Below are 23,424 nucleotides of genomic sequence, written 5' to 3'. Positions count from 1 at the left end.
GGCGATAAGACGTTAATTTTGTTTTTTATGTATATTGATTATTTTAGTTTCTCAAATTACTGTAAATAACGCGAGTAATTCCTATACTCTAGCAATATTATCTTAGCAATTACCTATTTGTCGCTTTAATTCATCTTCGTTTTACTTAGTAAAGTAACTAGCATGGAGCATTTCATTTTTTTTGTCAGATAGGTTTTGGGGCTTTCAAACAGTTAACGATAAAAATAACGCCAGTATAAATATCCACAAAAAAGAACCAAAAAATTGTTTTTTTATACAAAACGTGAGACTGATTGTAGTATTTATATTTCTTTACAAATTTTTCTATTTAAAAGGTGAACAATTTTTTTAAGGCGTTATAATTTTGGTGATTAAAAATAAAATTAGCTTATTTTGCGAGCTGATAATTATAGAAAAAGATAAAATAAGGAATTAATTGACGGAGGAGATATGCATTATCATTGTAGGCACCGGCGCTGGCAGTTTGATGTCTTAAATAGTTCTAAATATTACTTTAACCAAGTTTTCTCTTTAACTTCATTAGTATCATCAAAATTTCCTTTAACATTAGCATTGCTATTGTCATATTCATTAAATACTCAGGCGTTATCAGCTACTACTACAAATATTATTCAAGGCTCAGCACCATATTTAACGTTTGATGGAGGTAGAACCAAAGCTCGCACGACAGAAGGTTTGTTAAGTATTACTTTACCGGACGGTAGAACTTTTACGCCATCAACCAACATTTCAAATACAAAAAAACCAATAGTATTACCTAATGCAACTGATACCTTAGCAAATATAGGCATGTTTGTGCCAACATCAATCAACTCAATAGGATTAGAAAGACTCATTGATGCCCCTTATAAATACTGGGGTGATGATGATGGCGATGGACAAGAAGAAAATGGCGTGACTGCAACAGGCAGTATAAGTGTTAGCTTTATGGATAGAGATAACCAAATAGTGGATCGCAACGATACCTTAGATATTTGTAGAGCTCCTTATAAAGTGGTGTTAAGTAACACCGATGGCATGTTCAGTTCAAAGTACGGCGTACCTAACACCAACACTTTTAGTACCAAGACGACAACTTACTATATCTCCCCAAACATACCGCCCAAAATCTGCTATGCCAAGCCAGAATTGAAGTATGGGCAGAATAATTTGGGAACAGGGAGTCACGCCGGTCCCGAAAACATATGGAATCCAAGTAAAGGGTTTCTTGTTCAATCTACCTTACCCACATCTTATGATCGTAACTTCCCAACCACTGGTGCTGATGGTTTATTCTTTGATTTAGTTATAGGAGGAGCATTTGACCAACTAGCTTGGCCAACAGTGACACATGGAGGTATCACCGCTACCATGACGCCCAAAGCAAATAGTAACACTATTCGGGTTGTACTAACAGGACCAACGGCAACCGAGGCCGAGCAGCAAGCCGACAATCCAAGTCAAATAACAAAACCAACCTTACCACAGACATTCGAGTTAGTCGGTTACGATATCTCTGGTAGAGAAGCACTAAGATATGGGTTTGTCTTGAGCAAGTGGTTTATTAGCCGTGGAAATAAAAATAGAACTATTTCCAACCATGCAACTTGGTGTACTAGCATAGGTTATAGGCTTATAAAAGTAAACGATGTTACCAACGCAATTTGTACAAATAAAGGCTCAGGCGATACTTGTCAAGGAGCCATTGGTGCCAAGCCGTCATCAAGTAACAACGTTTACCAGCGCCAAATTGGTGCGGGCCTGTTCAGCGAATGGGGAAAAATGACAAGTTATACCAATTCGGGCTTTGTTTCCAAATCGAAAAGTAATTACTGGACAAGTGATGTAATAGGGTTAAGGCAGTTCTATGTCTCCTCGCTCTTCGGTTCTGTTTACAGCAATCCGTCTACTTACCTTCAGTATGGGTTGTGCACCTATCCTTAGATTTTAGTACTGAGTTTCTAATTTTTGAACTGAGAACGGAATTATGAGCAAATTAAGGTCAAGCTGATAAAGAAAAATTGCCCCTACTTAAGGGGGGGAACAACTGAGCTGACAAAGTTAGCAAATAACATGCTCATGTTCTAAACAACAAAACTAACGCCTTATCACAGACAAGAGATATGGTGATGGCATCATAAATGAAAAATAGCCATCACCGATTTGGCTAATCGCTATAACAAAATCTATCTTGCCGAAATGCAATATGTTGATACCAAGCGTGTGCCATTAATTAAAAACAAAATTAAACAGTAAACCAAAAACAACTTATTTATTAGAGTTAATGATTTTTTGCGAGATCTTGATACGGTTATTTATTTGGATAACGGATGTGAATATCAAAGAACAGGCGAACATTTATTATTAAAAAGATACCCATCATATAAATGAAAAATTCACGAAATCTGCTAACCCAAAAACGAATGGGAAAGCAGAAATTGTGATACGCATTTTAATAGAGATATAACATAATCAACAAATATACAAAAGATAGAAAATAAAAGCTTAAGTGATCTCGGAGAAAACACTTTATACATTTTTAGCGGATTATTTTAATCATGAAGTGTCAACAACTCGGTATTTTTGCTATATCTTATAAATCGTTATTTTTGACGAGTAACGGTTTAAGGCATAACTTAGCAGCAAGCCTTTTGTGTAAAATAGAGTAAAAGGCTTGATGCAAAACAGTAAAACCTAGCTTTATATTGCGTGCATCTTCAAGAAAGATTGGTATAATTCTTAGTTACTTAATATAAATAGCATTGTTTTCATGAAGATTATCCGTGGTATAACTAATTTAAAAAATCAATTCTCTCAATGTGTTTTAACCTTGGGAAATTTTGATGGCGTTCATTTAGGGCACCAGCAATTAATTAACCATATTATTAAACAAGGAAAAAAAAGAAAACTGCCTGCGGTTGTGATGTTATTTGAGCCTCAACCACTAGAGTTTTTTGCACAAGATAAGGCACCGTCACGGTTAACTTCATTCCAAGAAAAAATCATTTTTATTGAAAAGTTAGGTGTTGACTATACTGTTGTTATTCCATTTACAAAAAAATTTGCCCATATGTCAGCAAATCATTTTATTCAAGATTGGTTGATTAATAAGCTACAAGCTAAATATATTACCATCGGTGATGATTTTCGATTTGGATTTGACCGTAAAGGGGATATCAATCTTCTACAACAATATGCCCACAACAACGATTTTATAGTAGAAAGCATGCCAACATTGGTTTGGAATAATTTTCGTATTAGTAGTACTGCTGTTCGCCAAGCACTTTTAAATAGTGATTTTGAATTGGCTCATTGTCTGCTAGGGCGTGATTATACAATACAAGGTCGCGTAGTCCATGGCAATGCTTTGGCTAGACAATTAGGATCCCCAACAGCCAATATCCACTTACACCGAAAAAAGCCTGCGCTACAAGGTGTCTATTTTGTTAAAGTCAAAAATATCTGTAACAACCAGCATTACCATGGTATCGCCAATATTGGTTTAAGACCAACCATTAATGGAAAAAAGGCTATTTTAGAAGTGAATATATTTGACTTTTCAGAGGATATTTATGGACAATATTTAGACATAACTTTTGTCCAAAAATTACGTGATGAGAAAAAATTTGATTCATTAACAGATTTAAAACAACAAATTACACAAGATATTTGCACTGCGAAAAAGATCAGTGCACAATTAACCAATTAAAAGTAGTATCAACAAATTTAACTGGAATAAATCAGCATGACAGACTATAAAAACACATTGAATTTACCTGAAACAGGATTCCCAATGCGAGGCGATCTTGCTAAACGCGAACCTGCAATGTTACAAAATTGGTACGATAAGGAACTTTATCGCAAAATCCGCCAAGAAAAAAAAGGAAAAAAAACCTTTATTTTGCATGATGGTCCTCCTTATGCAAATGGTAAACTTCATATTGGTCATGCAGTTAATAAAATTATCAAAGATATCATTATCAAATCAAAAGGCTTAAGCGGTTATGATTCCCCGTATATTCCAGGATGGGATTGTCATGGCTTACCAATTGAACAAAAGGTCGAAGAGCAAGTTGGTAAACCAGGGGTTAAAGTATCTCCGGCTGAATTTCGCCAAATTTGCCGTGATTATGCGGCCTCACAAGTTGAACTACAAAAAGCCGATTTTATTCGTATGGGCGTACTTGGTGATTGGCAAAACCCTTATCGCACCATGAATTATGATACAGAAGCCAACATCATTCGTGCTTTAGGTAAAGTGATTGAAAATGGTCATTTAGTTAAAGGCGCAAAACCGGTTTATTGGTGTACTGATTGTATGTCTTCTTTAGCGGAAGCCGAGGTTGAATATTATGATAAATCATCACCAGCAATCGATGTAAAATTTAAAGCGGTTGATAATCAAGCCGTCGCGAATAAATTTGGTATCAATACCGATTTAACCATTTATGCTGTTATCTGGACAACCACACCTTGGACATTACCAGCTAGCCGAGGGATTGCTTTAAATGCAGATTTTGAATATCAACTTGTTCAAATCAATGATAAAGAGTGCCTAATCTTAGCCACTGATTTAGTTGAAACTGTGATGAAACGAGCCAATATCAGTGAATGGAAAGTGTTAGGTAGCTGTCAAGGTAAGGCACTTGAATTATTACGTTTTAAACACCCATTCCTTGATTTTGATGAACCTGTGGTACTTGGCGAGCATGTTACTATTGATGCCGGTACAGGTGCAGTACATACCGCACCTGGTCATGGTACAGAAGACTTTATGGTCGGTCAAAAATATGGTCTTGAAGTAGCAAATCCTGTTGGAGGGAATGGTTGTTACCTACCGGGTACAGGTGCCGGATTAGATGGTTTATTTGTATTCAAAGCCAATAAAGTTGTCGTTGAAATATTAAAAGAGCATAACGCGTTACTACACTTTGAAAACATCGTACATAGCTATCCTTGTTGTTGGCGTCATAAAACTCCTGTCATTTATCGCGCAACACCGCAATGGTTTATCAGCATGGATAAACAAGGTTTACGAGTAAATTCATTAAAAGAGATCAAGCAAGTTCGCTGGATCCCAGATTGGGGACAAGCACGTATTGAAACCATGGTTGCCAATCGACCAGACTGGTGCATTTCTCGTCAACGCACGTGGGGCGTGCCAATGACATTATTTGTTCACAAAGAGACTGAAGAACTTCATCCTGATACGTTGGCATTAGTTGAAAAAGTCGCTAAGTTAGTTGAACAAAATGGTATTCAAGCTTGGTGGGATGCCGATATTAAAGACCTGCTTGGTCCTGATGCAGAAGATTATCGAAAAGTGCCCGATACATTAGATGTTTGGTTTGATTCAGGATCGACATTCTATTCGGTCGTAGCCTCACGCCCTGAGTTTGAAGGGCATGAAGCCGATCTTTATCTAGAAGGTTCTGATCAGCATCGTGGTTGGTTTATGTCTTCATTAATGTTATCAACGGCTATCAATAACCAAGCACCTTATAAGCAAGTATTAACTCACGGTTTTGTGGTTGATGGGCAAGGCCGCAAGATGTCTAAATCGCTTGGTAATATTGTCACACCACAAGAAGTTATGAACAAACTTGGGGCCGATATTTTACGTTTATGGATTGCATCGACCGATTATTCAGGCGAAATGAGTTATTCAGATGAAATTATTAAACGCGCTGCTGACAGTTATCGCCGAATCCGTAATACCGCTCGCTTTTTGCTCGCTAACTTGAATGGTTTCGATCCAGTGAAAGATATGGTTAAACCAGAAGATATGGTTGTACTTGATCGCTGGGCAGTGAGTATGGCAAAAGAAGCACAAGAGCAGATCATTCAGGCTTATGAAAATTATGATTTCCACAAAGTGGTGCAACGTATTATGCAATTTTGCTCAATCGAAATGGGATCATTCTATTTAGATATCATCAAAGATCGCCAGTACACAGCTAAAAGCGATAGTATTGCTCGCCACAGTTGCCAAACGGCTTTATATCATATTGCACAAGCGATGGTTCGTTGGATCGCGCCAATTTTATCCTTTACCGCAGACGAAATTTGGCAATATCTACCAATGACAAACAAACAAGAATTTGTTTTTGAAGATGAGTGGTATAGCTCGCTATTTACTTTGTCAGATAACGAAGCATTAAATAGCGAATATTGGGCGCAGATTTTAGCGATTCGTAGCGAAGTGAATAAAGTGCTTGAACAAGGTCGTAATGATAAAGTGATTGGTGGCGCTCTTGAAGCTGCTGTTACGCTCTATGCTGATGAAGATATTGTCGCAACATTAGCTAAATTAGAGAATGAATTACGCTTTGTCTTACTTACATCACAAGCGAGCGTAAAACCATTACAAGCAGCGCCAGCCAATGCTGTGCAAAGCGATATTCAAGGACTGAAAATTGAACTCGCTAAGGCGCAAGGTGATAAATGCCCTCGTTGTTGGCACTATACCGTCGATAATGAGCCAACAACACACTTATGTAAACGTTGTGCAGAAAACATTCACGGCCAAGGCGAAGTGCGACATTTTGCATAGCGATAAGCCATTTAGCACATTAAAATAAGCTATAGCCTCTCTTTATAGCTATCTAGTACCCTTTCCGCCGACAATTGTCGGCGGAAACATAATAATGAGCACAGACTTATATGAAAAAAGATAACGGACTTTACTGGTTATTATTTGCAATCATTGTTTTTATCATTGATATCGCAAGTAAATTTTGGATTTTAAATAACTTCTCGCTATTTGAATCAGTGAACCTATTACCCTTCTTCTCAATTACTTATGTACGCAATATTGGCGCTGCCTTTAGCATTCTTGAAGGTCAACGTACGATGCTTGCCGCTATCGCCTTGATTATCAGTGCCGTGATTTTGCATATGTTATACCGCAATACTCGTCAGCAAAAATTAGAAAATTTTTCATTATCACTAATTTTAGGTGGTGCATTAGGTAATTTATTTGATCGCCTTTATCATGGTTTTGTTGTCGACTTTCTTGATGTCAATTTTGGTGATTGGCACTATCCAACCTTTAATATCGCAGACTGTGCAATCTGCATAGGTATTGGATTATTTATCATCTGTAATTATAAAAAACCGAAGAAGACTGTATAGTATGCAAATTATTTTAGCTAATCCTCGCGGTTTTTGTGCTGGTGTTGATCGTGCTATCACCATCGTTGAACGTGCACTTGAATTATTTGGCGCACCAGTTTATGTGCGCCACGAGGTTGTACATAATCGCTATGTTGTTAATCGTCTAAAAGAGTTAGGGGCGATTTTTATTGAAGATATTAGCGAAGTACCCGACAACACCATTCTTATATTTTCAGCACATGGTGTGTCTAAAGCGATCCGCGAGGAAGCCAAACAACGTAAACTCCGCGTTTTTGATGCGACTTGTCCACTTGTAACCAAAGTACATATGGAAGTTGCTCGATCAAGCTATCGTGGCGAAGAAGTCATTTTAATTGGTCATGCAGGTCACATCGAAGTAGATGGTACAATGGGACAATATAGCAATCCCGAAGGTGGCATCTATTTAATCGAATCGATTGATGATGTACAAAAGCTACAGGTAAAAAACGAAAATAACCTTTGCTTTACCACTCAAACAACGTTATCGGTTGATGATACAGCCGAAATCATTACTGCTTTAAAAAAACGTTTCCCTAATATTCGCAGCCCTCGCAAAAATGATATTTGCTATGCGACAACCAATCGCCAGCAAGCCGTTAAACAGCTATCATCACGTGCCGATATCGTCTTTGTCGTTGGTTCTAAAAATTCGTCTAATTCCAATCGCCTAGCCGAACTGGCAAGACGAAACAGTAAACAGGCTTATTTAATTGATTTTGCTTCTGACATCCGCAAAGAATGGTTGATAAATGCACAGACAATCGGCGTGACAGCCGGCGCTTCTGCTCCTGATATTTTAGTACAGCAAGTGATTGATCATTTAAAAAGCCTCGGTTGTACATCACTCATTGAAACAGATGGCATTTTAGAAAATATCACCTTTGAAATTCCCAAAGAGCTTCGGATTGATAATAAGCCAATCTAATTTAAGAAGAAGCTTTCAGTCCCTGAAATTTTGCTAATAACGCTTCTTGAGTTTCAACATGTTCAGGGTCGGCAATAATTGCATTTTGAATAGGGCAAACCCGCTGGCAAGTTGAGTGATCGTAATAACCCACACATTCGGTACATTTATTAGGATCGATTTCATAAGTATCAAAGCCCATAGAGATAGCCTCGTTTGGGCACTCAGGCTCACACATGTCACAATTAATACATTTATTGGTTATTTTTAACGCCATTACTCTTCTATCTTTAGATACTGCCAAAAATTTGCGCCATTATAGCGCAATTGCCAATAAATCCGAATAAAGATCATATTATCACTTATTGAGATGTGCAATTACTGTAAAAAACTTTCAGAAAACTATGCGTTTTAATATAAAATGGAAAATTTGTATAAGATAATTTTCATAATTATTACAATTTATTAAGAATAGTTATCAATTTCATTTTTGTTTATTACGATAAAATGTAAATAAAATAATAACTAAATTAAAGGATGAAAAGGATTGTTAAAGTTTATTAAAATTAAATATATAGTTATAGCTATTATCTTCTTAGCAATTATTTATATTGCATATTTAATCACATCTCATTCACAACCTACCGTTAATTATATTACCTCGCCTGTGACCAAAGGTCAGATTGAAAAAACGGTTCTTGCTGATGGCACAATTAGTGCTTTTAAGCAGGTTAGTGTTGGCGCGCAAGTTTCTGGTCAAATTAAAAAACTCTACGTTGAGTTGGGTGATGAAGTTAAACAAGGCGATATGATCGCCGAAATTGACGATCTTAAACAAAGCAATGATTTAAAACAATCAGAAGCTTCACTTAATAGTTTAGAAGCACAACGAGAAGCCAAACAAGCAAGACTAATTAACTATCAGTTAACTTATAATCGTCAGCACAAACTGGTCAGTAAAGGGGTGGGTGTTCAATCAGATTTGGATGCAGCAAAAGCCGAACTTGATGCTATCAAAGCCGATATTGCTGCGCTTAATGCCGATATTGTTAAGGCGCAAGTTGCAGTTGATACAGCGAAAGTTAACTTAGGATATACTAAAATTCGCTCGCCAATTGATGGTGTGATTGTCGCCATTCCTGTCGATGAAGGACAAACCGTTAATTCCGTCCAAAGTGCACCAACCATTGTTAAAGTAGCTCAGCTGGATAAAATGACTATTGAAGCGCAAATTTCTGAAGCCGATGTGGTCAATGTTAAAAAAGGAATGCCAGTTTATTTTACCATTTTAGGACAACCGAATAGACGTTTTGAGGGTTTAACACTACGTGCGATAGAGCCGGCACCAGATTCAATTAATACCGAGACAACCTTGTCAGGCTCATCCTCATCAACAAAAAGCGCGATTTATTACAATGGATTATTTGATGTGGATAATCCTGATCATATTTTAAGAATTTCAATGACAGCACAAGTTTATATTGTCTTGTCTGAAGCAAAAGATGTATTAACCATTCCTTCTCAAGCAATCCAAAAAAAATTAGGCAACAATAAAGCCATTGTTTATTTATTAAATAAAAGTAAAGAAATTGAAGAACACGAAGTTATTTTAGGTATCGATAATAATGTCAATGTTGAGATAAAATCGGGTATTAAAGAGGGCGATATTGTTGTAGTAAGTAGTACTAATGGAGCGTCAATAGGTAATAATACAAGATCCCCAAGGATTCGATTCTAATATGGCAAATAATATATCTCTTATCAAGCTTGAAAATATTGTTCGTGAATTTCCAGCAGGTGATTCAACCATACAAGTTCTTAAAGGCATAAATCTGACAATTAATGCTGGTGAAATGGTGGCGATTATTGGAGCATCTGGGTCTGGTAAATCCACTTTGATGAATATATTAGGCTGCCTAGATAAACCAACCACTGGCACTTACTCCATTGGCGGACGGGCAACAAGTAAATTGTCACTTGATGAGCTCGCCCAATTACGTCGTGAGCATTTTGGTTTTATTTTTCAACGTTATCATTTGTTAAATGCACTAACAGCACAAGGAAATGTTGAAATTCCAGCCATTTATGCTGGCGTGACCAGTGAACAACGGCAAAAAAGAGCGGACGAAATTTTAACACGTTTAGGACTTGCCGATAAAATACATAATAAACCTAGTCAGTTATCAGGAGGACAACAACAACGTGTCAGTATTGGCCGAGCTTTAATTAATGGTGGACAAATCATTTTAGCTGATGAACCAACCGGAGCCCTCGATCGCAAAAGTGGCTTAGAAGTGATGGCAATATTGCAAGAGTTACACCAACAAGGCCACACAGTTATTATTGTCACACACGATGCAAATATTGCCCAAAATGCCCAGCGAATAATTGAAATTAGTGACGGTAATATTATTTCTGATTCAATTAATCCCAAATACCAATCTGAACAAGGTGATAATCGTGAAATTAAGCAAATCGAAGCGACTAAAACCCAAGATAACTTCTTGGCAAAATATTATCGTTTTCGTGATGCTTTTAAGATGGCTATGTTGTCGATGCTTTCACAGCGATTACGTACTGTCTTAACAATGTTAGGTATCATTATTGGTATTGCTTCTGTAGTATCAGTCGTTGCATTAGGACAAGGCACAAAACAGAAAATTTTATCTAATATTAATTCGTTGGGAACAAGCACACTTGAAATCTATGCAGGTTCAGGCTTTGGTGATCGCAATGCAGATAAAATCACGACACTACGCTCATCTGATGCCGATTTTTTAGCTCAACAAAGTTTTGTTCACAGCACCACGCCAAACCTATCAACGGGTGTTTATTTTCGAATTAACAACTTAGCTGTAACAGGAACCGTAAATGGTGTTGGAGAGCAATTCTTTGCAGTTCGCGGTTATACTATTTCTCAAGGAAAATCGTTTGATGAAACAAGTATTATTACTTCAGCACAAGATGCGGTAATTGATGAAAATACCGTTAAGCGACTATTTGCAGATCAAAACCCTATTGGAAAAATTTTAATGGCCGGCCAGCTACCCGTAAGAATCATTGGCGTTGCAACTAAACAACAACAAGGATTTGGTAGTAATGAAAGCTTGAATATTTGGTTACCTTATACCACTGTGATTAATCGTATGATGGGTCAAACTTCGTTAAAAAGCATCACGGTACGCGTTAAAGATAATGTCGATTTATCAATTGCAGAACAAGCGATCAATCAAATTATGTTAAAACGACATGGCACAAAAGATTTTTTTATCTTTAACTCAGATAATATACGAGAAACCATTAACTCATCAGCTTGGGTAATGACACTCTTGGTTTCGGCTATTGCACTCATTTCACTTATTGTTGGTGGCATTGGCGTGATGAATATTATGCTAGTATCGGTCACAGAAAGAACGCGAGAAATTGGCGTACGTATGGCCGTTGGTGCTCGTTCAAGCGACATATTACAACAATTTTTAATTGAAGCCGTATTAGTTTGTTTAACGGGTGGCACAATAGGTATTTTACTTTCGTTTGCTATTGGATTTATCTTTAACGCTTTTGTTACATCATTTGCTATGAGTTTTTCCATTATCGCCATTGTTGCGGCATTTAGCTGCTCAAGCATAATTGGTATTATCTTTGGTTACTTTCCAGCAAAACGAGCAGCAAAACTCGATCCTATTTATGCTTTAGAGCGAGAATAATCATCTTACTATAATAAAAAATCCCTTTGCACAAAATAATGCTGCAAAGGGATTTAAAAATTAATTTATGCAAGTTGCTTCGTTAAACTCAATAATCATTTATTTTTTATCAGAATGAGATTTTTCTTTTATTTTTGCATTAGGATCTAACCCAGCAACAAATGCAGTGACTCTAGCATAATCATTAATATAATCCTCATCACTGGTGATATTAAGCTGATTTGATATGATATAAAACTTACGATTGACAATAACAGTAGGTATAGACTCTGGTTTCATCTCTTTAATCGCATCAGTTTGTTGTGCCATAAACGCTTTAACTAAAAAACCGTCTTTAGTTTTATCATATACTTCACCACTGATACCTAATTTTTCAAAAACCATTTTAATATCATCAGCAGTTTTTATTGTTTTATCTTTTTGCACTGCATTATAAAGTGCATCTGATGCTTTATCTTGAATACCAAGTACATTAGCCACAGCCCATGCTTGCGCAAGCTCTTTAGCTAATGGTCCAAAATCCTCTAAATGGTAGCGTTTAAACTTAAATCCTTCTGGTAAAGCTTTACCAATAGTTTGTGATCCATTATTTTGAATTTCAAATCTAAAACAGCTTGGGCAATTAAACGAAAAGAACTCAATAACTTCTTTATCGGGTGATGGATTAGTTGGCAGTGCAGCATATTGTTTGCCTAATTCAATCGGATCAAGTACATTCGCAGCCGCTGTTTGTGGTGTGTTAGTTTTACTAATAGTTGGACTTTCATTTGCAAAACAGTTTACAGAAGAAAGCAAAATACTAATTGCAATAAGTGTTTTTTTCATCTTAACAATTCTCCTTATTCTTTTATAATCCCACGAGCTTTTAACAATGCGGACTTAAAATCTTCTTCATAATCTTTTTTTAGGCCAGGAATAGCCTCATTTTTATCTGAACCTCGCATTTTTAAATGATAAATTAATACTTCGTCACTTAAGTCTTTTAATTCACCTTCAAAACCAGCCTCTTGACCTAATTTAGCCAAAAATTGTAATAAGTTAAGATCAGAATCACTTTCCCATGCAGGTTGTAATAATTCCATTACCTCATCAATACGGTGACATTTCATAATTAATACCTTTTTTAATCCTCAAATTAATTGAAGATGATATAAAATCTTATTTACATATATCTAAATAAATTATTCCAAAACATAAGGCAATAACTCGCATACCCATTATTGCCAACCTAAAAATCGACACCATAATAATATTTAATTGATTAAACTACACCTTAAAAAGAGACTGGTATATACTCAGTTTCAATAATAGTTGAGTCAATCTGTTTAAAATGTGTATGCTGCAATTTAAAATAACTTTGCTATATAGTAATGTTATTTTGTTTTTTCGCAATGTAAAAGAGAAATAATTTATGGAAAAACTGTCTATTACTGCAATCATTTTAGCAGGGGGAAAAAGCACACGCATGAATGGTGATGATAAAGGTTTATTGTTATTAAATCAAAAACCGCTGTATCAGCATGTCATTGACCGCATAAAACATCAAACTGATTCAATCATGATTAATTGTAATAATAATGTTAACCAATATCAATCAGCTGGATATCCAGTGTTTAGCGATGTTTTAACGGGGTACTTTGGTCCATTATCAGGTATTTACAGTGGGTTATTATATAGTACAACTGATTGGAATTTATTTGTTAGTTGTGATACTCCCTTTTTACCGAATGATTTAATCGCACGTTTAGCTGTGCATACCTTAACCCATAAAGCAATTTATCCTATTGATGGTAAATATCATCACCCAACCATTCTACTTATTCACAAGAGCGTTATTCAACAACTTAGAAGTTATTTAGAACAGGGTAATCGTAAATTAATGTTATTTTTAGAACAAATCGCTACAAAATCGGTCGACTTTAATGATCAGGCGTCTTGTTTTATTAATATCAATACGCCTGAAGAACTAAAACAAGCAAACCAGCTGACAAAATAGCCCAAAATATAAATAAGATAAATGTATAACCGATATAAAAATAACTTATCAATAGATAATTTCACTGGAACAGTGATCAACGATCACTCATTCCTGTCAACGTTTAATACTTATCAACATGTTAGGCTAACCATGTTTTAAATTGCTCAGCAAACGATTCTATCTCATCATTTTGAGTAGACCATGAAGTACAAAAACGCAAGCCAATATGGTGAGAGTCAGTTTGGCCTAGGTTATCAACAGCGTAATGAGCGAGAATTTTTTCAGCCAATAGATTAGGAAAATTAACAAATAATTGATTGCTCTGAGGTTTGGCTACAAAGGTTAATCCTGCTTTCTCAAATATCGTTTTTAATTTATCAGCCATCTGATTACTATGCTTGCCTAACTCAAAATAAAGGTTATTTTGCATTAGCGCATTCATTTGTGCTGCCACAATCCAACTTTTCGCGAATATTGCACCTTTTTGCTTCATACTGAAACGAAAATCTTGATTAATAGAAAGGTTATTAAATACCACCGCTTCACCAGCCAAAGCACCAACTTTAGTACCACCGATATAAAATACATCTGTGTATTTTGCTAAGTCAGGAAAAGATATATCATTATCCTTCGCCGCTAAAGCCATAGCTAAACGCGCTCCATCTAAATAAAGATAAAGGTCATTTTTTTGACAAAATTGATATAATTTTTTGATCTCCTGCTTGGTATATATAGTGCCAAGTTCTGTGGTGTTTGATATATATACAAGCTTTGGTTGCACCATATGTTCATCACAATGATCAGCTAAAACGGGCTTAATCAGTTCTGGCGTTAGCTTTCCATCTTCTGTTCGTACTGTTAACACTTTATGCCCAGTTGCCTCGATAGCCCCAGTTTCATGCACATTGACGTGCCCAGTATCAGCCGCAATCACCGCCTGATAAGGTCTTAAGATATGTGAAATGACCACTAAATTAGTAATCGTCCCCCCCGGCATAAAATGAATATCAGCATTAGGCGACTGTAACTGTATTTTTATGTTTTCTCTTGCCTGGTTACAATATTGATCTAAACCATACCCACTGAACTTCTTATCAGTAATATCAATAACACTTTTGAGCAATGTAGGATGAATAGTCTGATTATAATCATTCAAAAAATCATACATATGATTACCTTTATCGTTTAGCTTTGTATAAAATGATGTAATATTAATTACACATGAATATAACACTTTTAAAAGATGGGTTCTATGAACAAACAAAAAATTATCGGCATTAGTGGCTATAGTGGCAGCGGTAAAACAACATTGCTGAAAAAGATCATTCCATTACTTGTTGAACAAAATTTTAAAGTCGGCTCAGTAAAACACGCTCATCACGATATTGAAGTCGATATTCCAGGTAAAGATAGTTATCAATTACGTAAGGCTGGATCGTTACAAACAATTGTTGCTTCTGATAAGCGATATGCAGTTTTTCATGAAACACCAAATAAGCCAACCGATTTAATTACACTCATTAATCAATTTAACGATATTGATATAATACTGATAGAAGGATTTAAACACGAAAAAATCCCTAAAATTATTTGCCACCGCAAATCAGATAAAAAAGCACTCTATATTGACGAGTTTACAATAGCGGTTGCGAGTGATAAGCCGTTAACTACTTCTTTACCAGTATTTGATATCAATCAACCAGTTCAACTTGTTGAATTTATAAAAAGTTATTTATTTAAACAATAATATAGCGTATCTTATTTACCAATTTTTTACTTTATAGCCTATAAAATTTACATGATTCCTGTATTAAAAAAATTAAAACGCATTTTAATCATTACCAAAAAAGGAATAATTGGACTCATGTTGCTATCTATCTTCTCCACCTTAGTTATGCGCTGGGTAAATCCTCCATTCGGTTCTATGTTAATGATAGAGCGCAAGATAATGCATTGGAACACCCAACAACAACAAATCTGGAAAGATCTAGATAAAATTTCAGATAATATAAAAATTGCAGTAATAGCGTCAGAAGATCAGAATTTTCCTGCCCATTGGGGATTTGATTTTAAAGCCATTCGCCTAGCGCTAGACCATAATCAAAATAGCAAAAAGATTAAAGGCGCTAGCACAATCACTCAGCAAGTGGCTAAAAATATCTTTTTATGGCCATCTCGCAGTTGGATTCGTAAAGGAATTGAGTCTTGGTTTACATTATGGATAGAGTTATTTTGGTCAAAAGAACGTATACTGGAACTCTATTTAAATTGTGCAGAATGGGGAGAAGGTATTTTTGGCATTGAAGCCGCATCTCAGCACTATTTTAATGTCAGTGCCAGCCAGTTAATATCACAGCAAGCAAGCTTACTTGCAGCAGTATTACCTAATCCAAGACGTTGGAGCCCAATAACACCAAGCGAGAGAGTCCAAAAAAGAGCAAAATGGATTCATGCCCAAATGCGTAATTTAGGCAATAATAATTATCTCAAAAAACTAAAATAGCCACCTATTCCTAAATAAATTTTTGGATAAATTCAGGCACAATTTTACTTGCTGGACCATAAATTTTTGTTTGGAATAAACTTTGCTTAAGACTAGGTTCTAGATTAAGTTCAATCGTTTCAGCACCAGATAAATTGGCCTCTTGCACAAAACCGGCAGCGGGATAAACATTACCTGATGTACCAATTGCAATAAAATAATCAGCTTGCGAAAGTGCATCATAGATTTCATCCATCTGTAGTGGGATCTCTCCAAACCAAACAATATGCGGGCGAATGAATGGATTTTGTTTATAATCCACATCTTTATCGCACTCAATAATTTGCCCTGTTTTTTCATGACGGACTTTTAATAATTCCCCATGCATGTGAATAATATTTTTAGATCCAGCTTGTTCATGTAAATTATCCACATTTTGTGTCACAATTAATACATTTTCTGAGCCTAACTTTCTTTCTAACTCAGCTAAAGCAAGATGTGCTGCATTTGGTTTAACATTGGCATCTTGTAATTTATGGCGCAACATATTATAAAATTGATGAACCGCTATAGGATCTCGAATATACCCTTCATAAGTGGCAACATCATCAACATTATAGCCTTCCCACACCCCATCTTGCGCACGGAATGTTGATAGCCCCGACTCAGCTGAAATACCAGCGCCTGTTAAAATGACAATTTTAGGTATCTTCATAATGGATATATACACCTTTTCCTTTGCTATTAAATTATTTTGTTATAAGTTATAACATCAACCATAGTAATTACTTTTTTTAAAAAAAGTGAATAAAATTATTACTTGTATTCAGTAGTAAACATCTGTAATGCTGGTTTATTTAGTCTTTGATATTGGCTGTAAGCAGTTGCCACTTTCAGTCGGATAGCTTCTTTAGATTCACCTTTCAACCAACTATCAATCATCGCATAAACACTATACGCTTCTGGTGCCATTCGATGCATAGTCAAAATCAAAGGCGTGATGCCTAAACGAGATAGTGGTGGTGTAAAATATTGTTGGCTTTTGCAAGCAAATACCGCCGCATAACGTGATTTTTGTTTTTCTTGTTGTTCTTTTGATAATGTATCCCAGCGCCAACTATCAGGTAAATATTTACGCCATGACCACTCCATTAATGAATCATGACCAATATAAATAACTAAGTCAGCCTTTCCTCCAGCAATAATCTTTTTATCACCAAGCAAATACAATTGATTTTTTTTACCTGCCGAATAGGTTAGAAAATCATCAACAGTATCATCTATATATTTGCCATCATATGCTTGCGCTACGATATAGACATCTTGATGTTGATGTTTATAAATTATTTCTTCTAATATTTTACCTTTGCTTGGTTTATTAATTTGAATAACCTGCCATTCTTTTTGCTTTGCAAAATAGGTCTTAAAACCGTAGGCTGCGCCCCAATAAAGATTATTTTTTGGATCTTGACCATTACCTATAGCTTTAGGAACAGGTGCAATCTTTTGATATTTGTTATCACAAAGTGCCACCAAAACATGAATCACTTTTGGATAAGCAAAGCAGGGAAGGGAGAGTATAAAATAAATAGTAGTTGCAAGCCATAACTGTGATTTTATTGCCTTCATTAATCTACTCTTTATCTGTATATTCTAATATATCACCTGGTTGGCAATCTAGATGTTTGCAGATTGCCTCGAGTGTTGCAAGTCTAAATCCTTTTACTTTACCTTGCTTAAGTAATGATAAATTTTGTTCTGTAATACCTATCGCCGCCGCTAAGTCTTTGGATTTGATTTTACGTTTTGCTAGCATTACGTCTAAATTTATTATAATTGGCACATATGGCTCCTTTTAAATAAATTGTTTATTTTCTTCAGCTAGTTGGCAAGCTTTTTTCAATATTTGACCTATAAGCATAATACTCATGGCAGAAAATAGCGTTATAATATCATCACTAGAAAAAGAAATAGAAAAGTATCGTGCTGATGCGTCTTGATTATAAGTTAAGAGCATTGTCAATAAAGGTTCAGATAAAAAACTTATAACCACCCATAAAACAAGCAATTTGCCAAATACGTAACAATGGTTAGCTGATTTTACCGAAAAATACTCTGATTGACTGTAATTAATAAACAATAATCTAAGTTGATAAAACGCATAAGCTAAAATAAGTATTAATGAAGTATCGATTAAGGTTGCGATAGTCGCTTGCCATCCAGATAACAATTTAGGATCAACATTATCAATCCCACTTTGGATAAAAGAAAACCCTCCAAATTCAAGCCCAATATTTTGCATATCAAAAAAATAATACAAGAATGGGAATATTGAGCTAATTAACATAATTAGAATAGGAATTAATGTTAATAATGCCATAAAGCGACAATATTGATTCAATCGAGAATGTGTTTTAGTCATATCTGTGTTCATCTTTATATCCTTTCTTTTATAAAACTGTACACAATATAACATAAATAAAATTTGAAACAATAAAAAATTAAAATAAAACGATAATTTTTTATTGTTTTATTGGATTTAAGTACAAAAAAACCTTACTTTTTTATCAGTAAGGCTTAGGAAGTTAACATTAACGAAAAAATTAGGCTTCAATAGCAACTCGTAATTTTTTCATTGCATTTTTTTCGAGTTGGCGAATTCGTTCAGCTGAAACACTATATTTATCAGCTAAAACTTGTAATGTAGATTTGCTATCATCTGAGTCTAACCAACGAGCTTTGATAATATCTTGGCTACGTTCGTCCAATTTTAATAATGCATCGTGTAACTTATCTGTTGCATCATTTTCCCAATTGTCATTTTCAATTGATTTTGAAAAATCAGAATTGCTATCTTCTAAGTAAAGTGCTGGCGCAACAATTGAATTATCATCGTCATCACTATCTATATCAAATGACATATCTTGTGCTGACATGCGTGATTCCATTTCAAGTACATCTTTACGGCTTACACCTAACTCATTAGCCACCATATCAACTTCAGCATTATTAAACCAACCTAAACGTTGTTTGGTTTTTCTTAGATTAAAAAATAACTTTCTTTGTGCCTTAGTCGTGGCCACTTTAACAATACGCCAATTTTTTAATACATATTCATGAATTTCGGCTTTTATCCAATGCACAGCAAATGAGACCAAACGCACCCCCATTTCTGGATTAAAACGGCGCACAGCTTTCATTAAACCAATATTACCTTCTTGAATTAAATCTGCTTGCGGTAAACCATAACCAGAATACCCACGAGCAATATGCGCAACAAAACGCAAATGAGATAATATCAATTGTCTTGCAGCATCAACATCGTCATGATAATAAAGTTTTTCACCTAATGATTTTTCTTCTTCTGCTGTTAGCATCGGATAGGTATTAATCATACGAATATATGATTCAATATTACCTTGTGGAATTAAAGCACTTACTTGCATTTTTATATCAGTACCCATTTAACTCCCCCTCTTAAATTAACTAGTTTTTGTCACATAAATAAGATGTAACAATTAAAAACATTAAACTGATGTTCACTTATCAGTTAGACCTTCAAGCTATAAATTAGTTCATATTTTTTATTTAAAATTAATAAAACATGTTGCGAGGATCTACATTTACTAAAACTAATACACATTCTAATTAGTTATGTCGAAATAGCTAGGTTATTTGTGTTATTTCTAAATATTTTTTAGTCGCAACAAGCGATGAAAGCCATCCAATAATGATAGTAATAAATATAATTAATAAGCTTTCATCCCACAATAAGCCTTCAATATGAATAATTGTCCCAAAAGCATCAGAAACATTCAATATAATTGATTCTATTTGAAAGATAAATATTTCCGATAACACCAACGAAACAACAGAACTAACAAAGCCAATAAAAATTCCACTATATAAAAAAGGACGTAAAATAAAACCTTCTGTTGCACCAATTAATTGCATAACAATTATTGTTTGTTTTCTAGCAAAAATATTTAAGCGAATACTATTACCGATTACAAGTGACACAGCAATAATCATAAAGATTGAAATAATCCAAAAAACAGATCTAACCATATTAGTTAGTGCAGTTAATCGAGTAAACCAGCTATCATCTAACTTTATATCATCTATGCCATCAATATTAAGTAATTCAACTTGTAATCGATGCAATACAACTGTTTTTTTTGCTTCTTCTTTAGGTATAACAATGGCTACTGCTGGTAGTGGATTTTCATCTAATAAATCCAATGCGTTACTAAATCCAGACCATGTTCTAAATTCCTCTTTTGTTTCATCTCGAGAAAGATAATCAACGCTATCAACCTCAGGATAAGATTTGAGTTTGGTCAGCAATTCTGTAGTTTGCTCCGGAGTTAATTCTTTATTGATATAAACAGTTAAATTAGGCGTTGGATACCATTGATGTGCAGCCTGATTGGCATTTTTCCAAAGTAAATAACTAATGGTTGGTAGCGTAATAGAAATCGCAATAACAAAAATAGTCAGTAATGATGCAAAAAGATGTTGAGTAAAATCATTAAAGGCATTGCGCCAAGCATAACTTATTTGCCTTTTCCAACGAGACAAAAAAGTATTTTTCGTTTCTTTCGATTTAGTAGATTTGATAGTGGTATTACGCATCAATTTTTTATCTCTAAACGCCCTTGATTTAAATGCAGTATTCTATGATGCTTACGACGAATAAGTCCCATATTGTGCGTTGCCATCAAAACAGTTACACCTGACCGATTAAACTCTTCAAAAAGCTTTAAGATATCTTTGGAAAGCTTATCGTCTAAATTACCGGTCGGTTCATCAGCAAGCAAGACACTAGGGCGATTAACAATCGCACGAGCTATCCCCACTCGTTGCTGTTCCCCACCTGATAACTGTATAGGATAAAATTTCATCTTATTTATCAATCCGACTTTATCCAATGATGCTGAAACCCGCCTGCGTATTTCTTCTACCGGTTTACCCAAAATAATTAATGGAATAGCAACATTATCATAGACAGTGTGATCCATTAATAGCTGATGATCTTGAAATACCATACCAATAGTGCGACGTAAAAATGGCATATCGTGTCTTTTTAGGTTTGAAACATTAATACCATTTAGTAACACTTGACCATCATTGGCTTTCTCTAAACCACAGATTAATCGCATTAAAGTACTTTTGCCTGCACCAGAATGGCCAGTTAAAAATGCCATTTCTCCAGATGATAAAGTAAAGTTTATATTCTGTAATGCTGGTTTACCACCAGAATAAACTTTACTTACACGCAGAAATTCGATCATGACCTTTCTCTATTCATCTGCTTCATCAAATAAGGCATTTATAAAATCATTGGCAACAAAAGGCCTTAAATCTTCAATTTTTTCACCAACGCCTATATAACGAATTGGGATATTAAACTGATCTGCAATGCTAAAAATAATCCCACCTTTTGCCGTACCATCTAATTTAGTCAATGTCATTCCTGTTACGCCAACCGCTTCATTAAATAGTTTTGTTTGGCTAATCGCATTTTGACCGGTACCTGCATCGATGGTTAACATGATTTCATGAGGAGCTGTTTCATCTTGCTTCTTAATCACTCGTACTATTTTTTTCAACTCATCCATTAAATGAGATTTATTTTGTAAACGACCTGCTGTATCAGCTATTAATATATCTATTTTTTTTGCTTTCGCTGCTTGTATTGCATCAAAGATAACTGATGCTGAATCTGCATTGGTATGCTGTGCAATAACAGGGATATGATTACGTTCCCCCCAAACTTGCAATTGTTCAACAGCGGCAGCACGAAATGTATCGCCAGCAGCCAGCATAACTGATTTACCTTGTTGCTGAAATTGACGGGCTAATTTGCCAATTGTCGTTGTTTTACCTACACCATTAACACCAACCATTAAGATAACAAATGGGTTATGAGTATTAATATCAAGTGGTTTATCTACCCCATCTAAAATAGATTTCATTTCTTGTTTTAAAAGTACATGTAAAGCATCTGCATCTTTTAGCTCTTTTCTTGAGGCCTGCTTTGTTAAGCTATCTATAATCTTTTGTGTTGTATCAAAACCAACGTCAGCAATAAGTAACTGCTCTTCTAGTTCTTCAAATAAAGCATCGTCGATCTTTTTTCCTCTAAATAGACTTAAAAAACCAGATCCAATATTCTGTTTAGTTTTAAAAAGACCTTTTTTTAAACGGGAGAAAAACCCTTCTTTTTTTTGTTCAACCATAAATAATTTATCCCATGATCATTTAAAGATCATTGTATCTTATTTTAGAATAAAGCCCAATGCATTCGATCTTTTAAAAAGATTATAAAAGAAATATTTCGCGATCCACAATCAGTAAATATCACTGATTATAAATAAAGATCTCGAATAGCGATGAATCGCCATTCACTTAATGGTAACTGGTGAGTAAATAGATTATACCTTCCAATCTGAACACGCACTAGACGTAAACAAGGAAAACCGACAGCCGCACACATTCTTCTGACTTGTCGATTTTTTCCTTCTGAAATTGTCATACTTATCCATGAAGTTGGTATTGTTTTGCGCTCTCTAATAGGAGGAACTCTTTTCCACAATTGCAATGGCTCATCAAGAAAGGTTACAATGGCTGGCTTTGTATAAAATTCTTTTAATTGCACACCATTTCTTAGCCTATCTATAGCCTGTTGATTAATAATACCTTCAACTTGTACCCAATAAGTTTTTGGCAATTTAAACTTTGGTGAACTGATTTTGGCTTGTAATTTACCGTCACTGGTTAACAATAATAACCCCTCACTATCGGTATCTAACCGCCCAGCAGGGTAGAACTTAGATAAGCTTATAAAGTCTTTTAACGTCTGATATTTTTCATGTGGTGAAAATTGAGTCGTAACATTAAACGGTTTATTAAAGGCTATTAATGAACTCATTTTGTTCTCTTATTAACTGATAATCTTCAATAACTAATTTTGATTAAGACTATTATAAATAGATAAATGATAATTTACTCACGATAAGATAATTAAAAGCAAAAAAGCCCAGCATCACTGCTGGGCTCTCTCTCAAATTTAAAAGTCTGGCGGCCCCCTACTCTCACATGGGTAATACCCACACTACCATCGGCACTACGGCGTTTCACTTCTGAGTTCGGCATGGGGTCAGGTGGGACCACCGCGCTATTACCGCCAGAC

At 35.1% G+C, this 23,424-nt stretch carries 22 protein-coding genes, 1 rRNA gene and 1 pseudogene; 10 read left to right on the top strand and 14 right to left on the bottom strand.

Annotated features, from left to right (window positions below):
• Positions 1–450: 450 nt before the first annotated feature.
• From ACYIAL_RS03645 to ispH, 5 genes are all read left to right on the top strand, one after another.
• Positions 451–1,944, top strand: coding sequence for a hypothetical protein (locus ACYIAL_RS03645; protein ID WP_483751008.1), 1,494 nt, complete (start codon positions 451–453; stop codon positions 1,942–1,944).
• A gap of 826 nt (positions 1,945–2,770) precedes the next feature.
• On the top strand, positions 2,771–3,709 hold the full coding sequence (gene ribF / locus ACYIAL_RS03640; protein WP_483751007.1) for a bifunctional riboflavin kinase/FAD synthetase: 939 nt from the start codon (positions 2,771–2,773) through the stop codon (positions 3,707–3,709).
• 36 nt (positions 3,710–3,745) lie between these two features.
• Positions 3,746–6,553, top strand: a complete 2,808-nt coding sequence (gene ileS / locus ACYIAL_RS03635) for an isoleucine--tRNA ligase (protein WP_483751006.1) — start codon at positions 3,746–3,748, stop codon at positions 6,551–6,553.
• Positions 6,554–6,663: 110 nt separating this feature from the next.
• Positions 6,664–7,134 carry a signal peptidase II gene (gene lspA, locus ACYIAL_RS03630; RefSeq protein ID WP_174796839.1) on the top strand — a complete coding sequence of 157 codons (471 nt, stop codon included), beginning with the start codon at positions 6,664–6,666 and terminating at the stop codon, positions 7,132–7,134.
• A gap of 1 nt (position 7,135) precedes the next feature.
• Positions 7,136–8,083, top strand: a complete 948-nt coding sequence (gene ispH, locus ACYIAL_RS03625; protein WP_174796840.1) for a 4-hydroxy-3-methylbut-2-enyl diphosphate reductase — start codon at positions 7,136–7,138, stop codon at positions 8,081–8,083.
• Position 8,084: 1 nt separating this feature from the next.
• Here the strand turns inward: ispH and ACYIAL_RS03620 are convergent, their stop codons facing one another.
• Positions 8,085–8,339 carry a YfhL family 4Fe-4S dicluster ferredoxin gene (locus ACYIAL_RS03620; RefSeq protein WP_174796857.1) on the bottom strand — a complete coding sequence of 85 codons (255 nt, stop codon included), beginning with the start codon at positions 8,337–8,339 and terminating at the stop codon, positions 8,085–8,087.
• A 270-nt stretch (positions 8,340–8,609) separates the two neighbouring features.
• Between ACYIAL_RS03620 and ACYIAL_RS03615 the strand changes: the two genes are divergently transcribed.
• Together ACYIAL_RS03615 and ACYIAL_RS03610 are read left to right on the top strand one after the other, a co-directional pair.
• A complete protein-coding gene (locus tag ACYIAL_RS03615) occupies positions 8,610–9,800 on the top strand; it encodes an efflux RND transporter periplasmic adaptor subunit (protein ID WP_483748119.1) in 1,191 nt (396 codons plus the stop codon).
• Position 9,801: 1 nt separating this feature from the next.
• A complete protein-coding gene (locus ACYIAL_RS03610; RefSeq protein WP_174796842.1) occupies positions 9,802–11,769 on the top strand; it encodes a MacB family efflux pump subunit in 1,968 nt (655 codons plus the stop codon).
• Positions 11,770–11,868: 99 nt separating this feature from the next.
• Here ACYIAL_RS03610 and ACYIAL_RS03605 read toward each other — a convergent pair whose 3' ends face one another.
• Positions 11,869–12,594, bottom strand: a complete 726-nt coding sequence (locus ACYIAL_RS03605) for a DsbA family protein (protein WP_483751005.1) — start codon at positions 12,592–12,594, stop codon at positions 11,869–11,871.
• A gap of 14 nt (positions 12,595–12,608) precedes the next feature.
• Positions 12,609–12,878, bottom strand: coding sequence for a YihD family protein (locus ACYIAL_RS03600; RefSeq protein ID WP_065638393.1), 270 nt, complete (start codon positions 12,876–12,878; stop codon positions 12,609–12,611).
• A gap of 302 nt (positions 12,879–13,180) precedes the next feature.
• On the opposite strand from ACYIAL_RS03600, the gene mobA reads away from it, so the two are divergent.
• Positions 13,181–13,765, top strand: a complete 585-nt coding sequence (mobA, locus tag ACYIAL_RS03595) for a molybdenum cofactor guanylyltransferase MobA (protein WP_483748121.1) — start codon at positions 13,181–13,183, stop codon at positions 13,763–13,765.
• A 121-nt stretch (positions 13,766–13,886) separates the two neighbouring features.
• On the opposite strand, the gene ACYIAL_RS03590 is transcribed toward mobA, so the two are convergent.
• Entirely contained in the window at positions 13,887–14,915 is a 1,029-nt protein-coding gene (locus ACYIAL_RS03590; RefSeq protein WP_483751004.1) for a threonine aldolase family protein, read from the bottom strand.
• A gap of 84 nt (positions 14,916–14,999) precedes the next feature.
• On the opposite strand from ACYIAL_RS03590, the gene mobB reads away from it, so the two are divergent.
• On the top strand, positions 15,000–15,494 hold the full coding sequence (gene mobB, locus ACYIAL_RS03585) for a molybdopterin-guanine dinucleotide biosynthesis protein B (RefSeq protein ID WP_483751003.1): 495 nt from the start codon (positions 15,000–15,002) through the stop codon (positions 15,492–15,494).
• A gap of 51 nt (positions 15,495–15,545) precedes the next feature.
• On the top strand, positions 15,546–16,250 hold the full coding sequence (mtgA, locus tag ACYIAL_RS03580) for a monofunctional biosynthetic peptidoglycan transglycosylase (protein ID WP_483751002.1): 705 nt from the start codon (positions 15,546–15,548) through the stop codon (positions 16,248–16,250).
• 10 nt (positions 16,251–16,260) lie between these two features.
• On the opposite strand, the gene cobB is transcribed toward mtgA, so the two are convergent.
• The 10 genes and pseudogenes from cobB to rrf all read right to left on the bottom strand — a co-directional run bounded on the left by cobB (position 16,261) and on the right by rrf (position 23,423).
• On the bottom strand, positions 16,261–16,944 hold the full coding sequence (gene cobB / locus ACYIAL_RS03575) for a Sir2 family NAD+-dependent deacetylase (protein ID WP_483751001.1): 684 nt from the start codon (positions 16,942–16,944) through the stop codon (positions 16,261–16,263).
• A 101-nt stretch (positions 16,945–17,045) separates the two neighbouring features.
• Positions 17,046–17,858, bottom strand: coding sequence for a hypothetical protein (locus ACYIAL_RS03570; RefSeq protein WP_483748126.1), 813 nt, complete (start codon positions 17,856–17,858; stop codon positions 17,046–17,048).
• 4 nt (positions 17,859–17,862) lie between these two features.
• Positions 17,863–18,072: a helix-turn-helix domain-containing protein gene (locus tag ACYIAL_RS03565; RefSeq protein ID WP_065638399.1), complete on the bottom strand. Its 210-nt coding sequence runs from the start codon at positions 18,070–18,072 to the stop codon at positions 17,863–17,865.
• 12 nt (positions 18,073–18,084) lie between these two features.
• Positions 18,085–18,663, bottom strand: coding sequence for a DUF2975 domain-containing protein (locus ACYIAL_RS03560; RefSeq protein ID WP_483751000.1), 579 nt, complete (start codon positions 18,661–18,663; stop codon positions 18,085–18,087).
• Between the two features lie 169 nt (positions 18,664–18,832).
• Positions 18,833–19,693 carry an RNA polymerase sigma factor RpoH gene (gene rpoH, locus ACYIAL_RS03555; RefSeq protein ID WP_174796849.1) on the bottom strand — a complete coding sequence of 287 codons (861 nt, stop codon included), beginning with the start codon at positions 19,691–19,693 and terminating at the stop codon, positions 18,833–18,835.
• Positions 19,694–19,895: 202 nt separating this feature from the next.
• Positions 19,896–20,864: a permease-like cell division protein FtsX gene (gene ftsX / locus ACYIAL_RS03550; RefSeq protein WP_483750999.1), complete on the bottom strand. Its 969-nt coding sequence runs from the start codon at positions 20,862–20,864 to the stop codon at positions 19,896–19,898.
• Positions 20,864–21,523, bottom strand: a complete 660-nt coding sequence (gene ftsE / locus ACYIAL_RS03545; RefSeq protein WP_174796851.1) for a cell division ATP-binding protein FtsE — start codon at positions 21,521–21,523, stop codon at positions 20,864–20,866. Before ftsE ends, ftsX begins: the two co-directional genes overlap by 1 nt.
• Positions 21,524–21,532: 9 nt before the next feature.
• Positions 21,533–22,456 (bottom strand): annotated as a pseudogene (gene ftsY, locus ACYIAL_RS03540) (signal recognition particle-docking protein FtsY); the annotation flags it as partial.
• Positions 22,457–22,599: 143 nt separating this feature from the next.
• Positions 22,600–23,163 carry a pseudouridine synthase gene (locus tag ACYIAL_RS03535; RefSeq protein ID WP_483750998.1) on the bottom strand — a complete coding sequence of 188 codons (564 nt, stop codon included), beginning with the start codon at positions 23,161–23,163 and terminating at the stop codon, positions 22,600–22,602.
• Positions 23,164–23,307: 144 nt separating this feature from the next.
• Positions 23,308–23,423 (bottom strand): 5S ribosomal RNA (rrf, locus tag ACYIAL_RS03530).
• Position 23,424 lies beyond the last annotated feature (1 nt).

The sequence above is a fragment of the Gilliamella sp. X-57 genome, from assembly GCF_057063565.1.
The sequence above is the reverse complement of the archived record's forward strand: the minus strand, read 5'-3'. Positions and strand labels throughout refer to the sequence as shown.

Coding starts and splice junctions, on each gene's coding strand:
- ileS (WP_483751006.1), top strand. CDS start 3,746: ATGACAGACTATAAAAACACATTGAATTTACCTGAAACAGGATTCCCA.
- ispH (WP_174796840.1), top strand. CDS start 7,136: ATGCAAATTATTTTAGCTAATCCTCGCGGTTTTTGTGCTGGTGTTGAT.
- ribF (WP_483751007.1), top strand. CDS start 2,771: ATGAAGATTATCCGTGGTATAACTAATTTAAAAAATCAATTCTCTCAA.
- ACYIAL_RS03620 (WP_174796857.1), bottom strand. CDS start 8,339: ATGGCGTTAAAAATAACCAATAAATGTATTAATTGTGACATGTGTGAG.
- ACYIAL_RS03570 (WP_483748126.1), bottom strand. CDS start 17,858: ATGAAGGCAATAAAATCACAGTTATGGCTTGCAACTACTATTTATTTT.
- mtgA (WP_483751002.1), top strand. CDS start 15,546: ATGATTCCTGTATTAAAAAAATTAAAACGCATTTTAATCATTACCAAA.
- ACYIAL_RS03600 (WP_065638393.1), bottom strand. CDS start 12,878: ATGAAATGTCACCGTATTGATGAGGTAATGGAATTATTACAACCTGCA.
- ACYIAL_RS03645 (WP_483751008.1), top strand. CDS start 451: ATGCATTATCATTGTAGGCACCGGCGCTGGCAGTTTGATGTCTTAAAT.
- ftsE (WP_174796851.1), bottom strand. CDS start 21,523: ATGATCGAATTTCTGCGTGTAAGTAAAGTTTATTCTGGTGGTAAACCA.
- ACYIAL_RS03605 (WP_483751005.1), bottom strand. CDS start 12,594: ATGAAAAAAACACTTATTGCAATTAGTATTTTGCTTTCTTCTGTAAAC.
- rpoH (WP_174796849.1), bottom strand. CDS start 19,693: ATGGGTACTGATATAAAAATGCAAGTAAGTGCTTTAATTCCACAAGGT.
- ACYIAL_RS03590 (WP_483751004.1), bottom strand. CDS start 14,915: ATGTATGATTTTTTGAATGATTATAATCAGACTATTCATCCTACATTG.
- lspA (WP_174796839.1), top strand. CDS start 6,664: ATGAAAAAAGATAACGGACTTTACTGGTTATTATTTGCAATCATTGTT.
- mobA (WP_483748121.1), top strand. CDS start 13,181: ATGGAAAAACTGTCTATTACTGCAATCATTTTAGCAGGGGGAAAAAGC.
- ACYIAL_RS03610 (WP_174796842.1), top strand. CDS start 9,802: ATGGCAAATAATATATCTCTTATCAAGCTTGAAAATATTGTTCGTGAA.
- ftsX (WP_483750999.1), bottom strand. CDS start 20,864: ATGCGTAATACCACTATCAAATCTACTAAATCGAAAGAAACGAAAAAT.
- mobB (WP_483751003.1), top strand. CDS start 15,000: ATGAACAAACAAAAAATTATCGGCATTAGTGGCTATAGTGGCAGCGGT.
- ACYIAL_RS03560 (WP_483751000.1), bottom strand. CDS start 18,663: ATGAACACAGATATGACTAAAACACATTCTCGATTGAATCAATATTGT.
- ACYIAL_RS03535 (WP_483750998.1), bottom strand. CDS start 23,163: ATGAGTTCATTAATAGCCTTTAATAAACCGTTTAATGTTACGACTCAA.
- cobB (WP_483751001.1), bottom strand. CDS start 16,944: ATGAAGATACCTAAAATTGTCATTTTAACAGGCGCTGGTATTTCAGCT.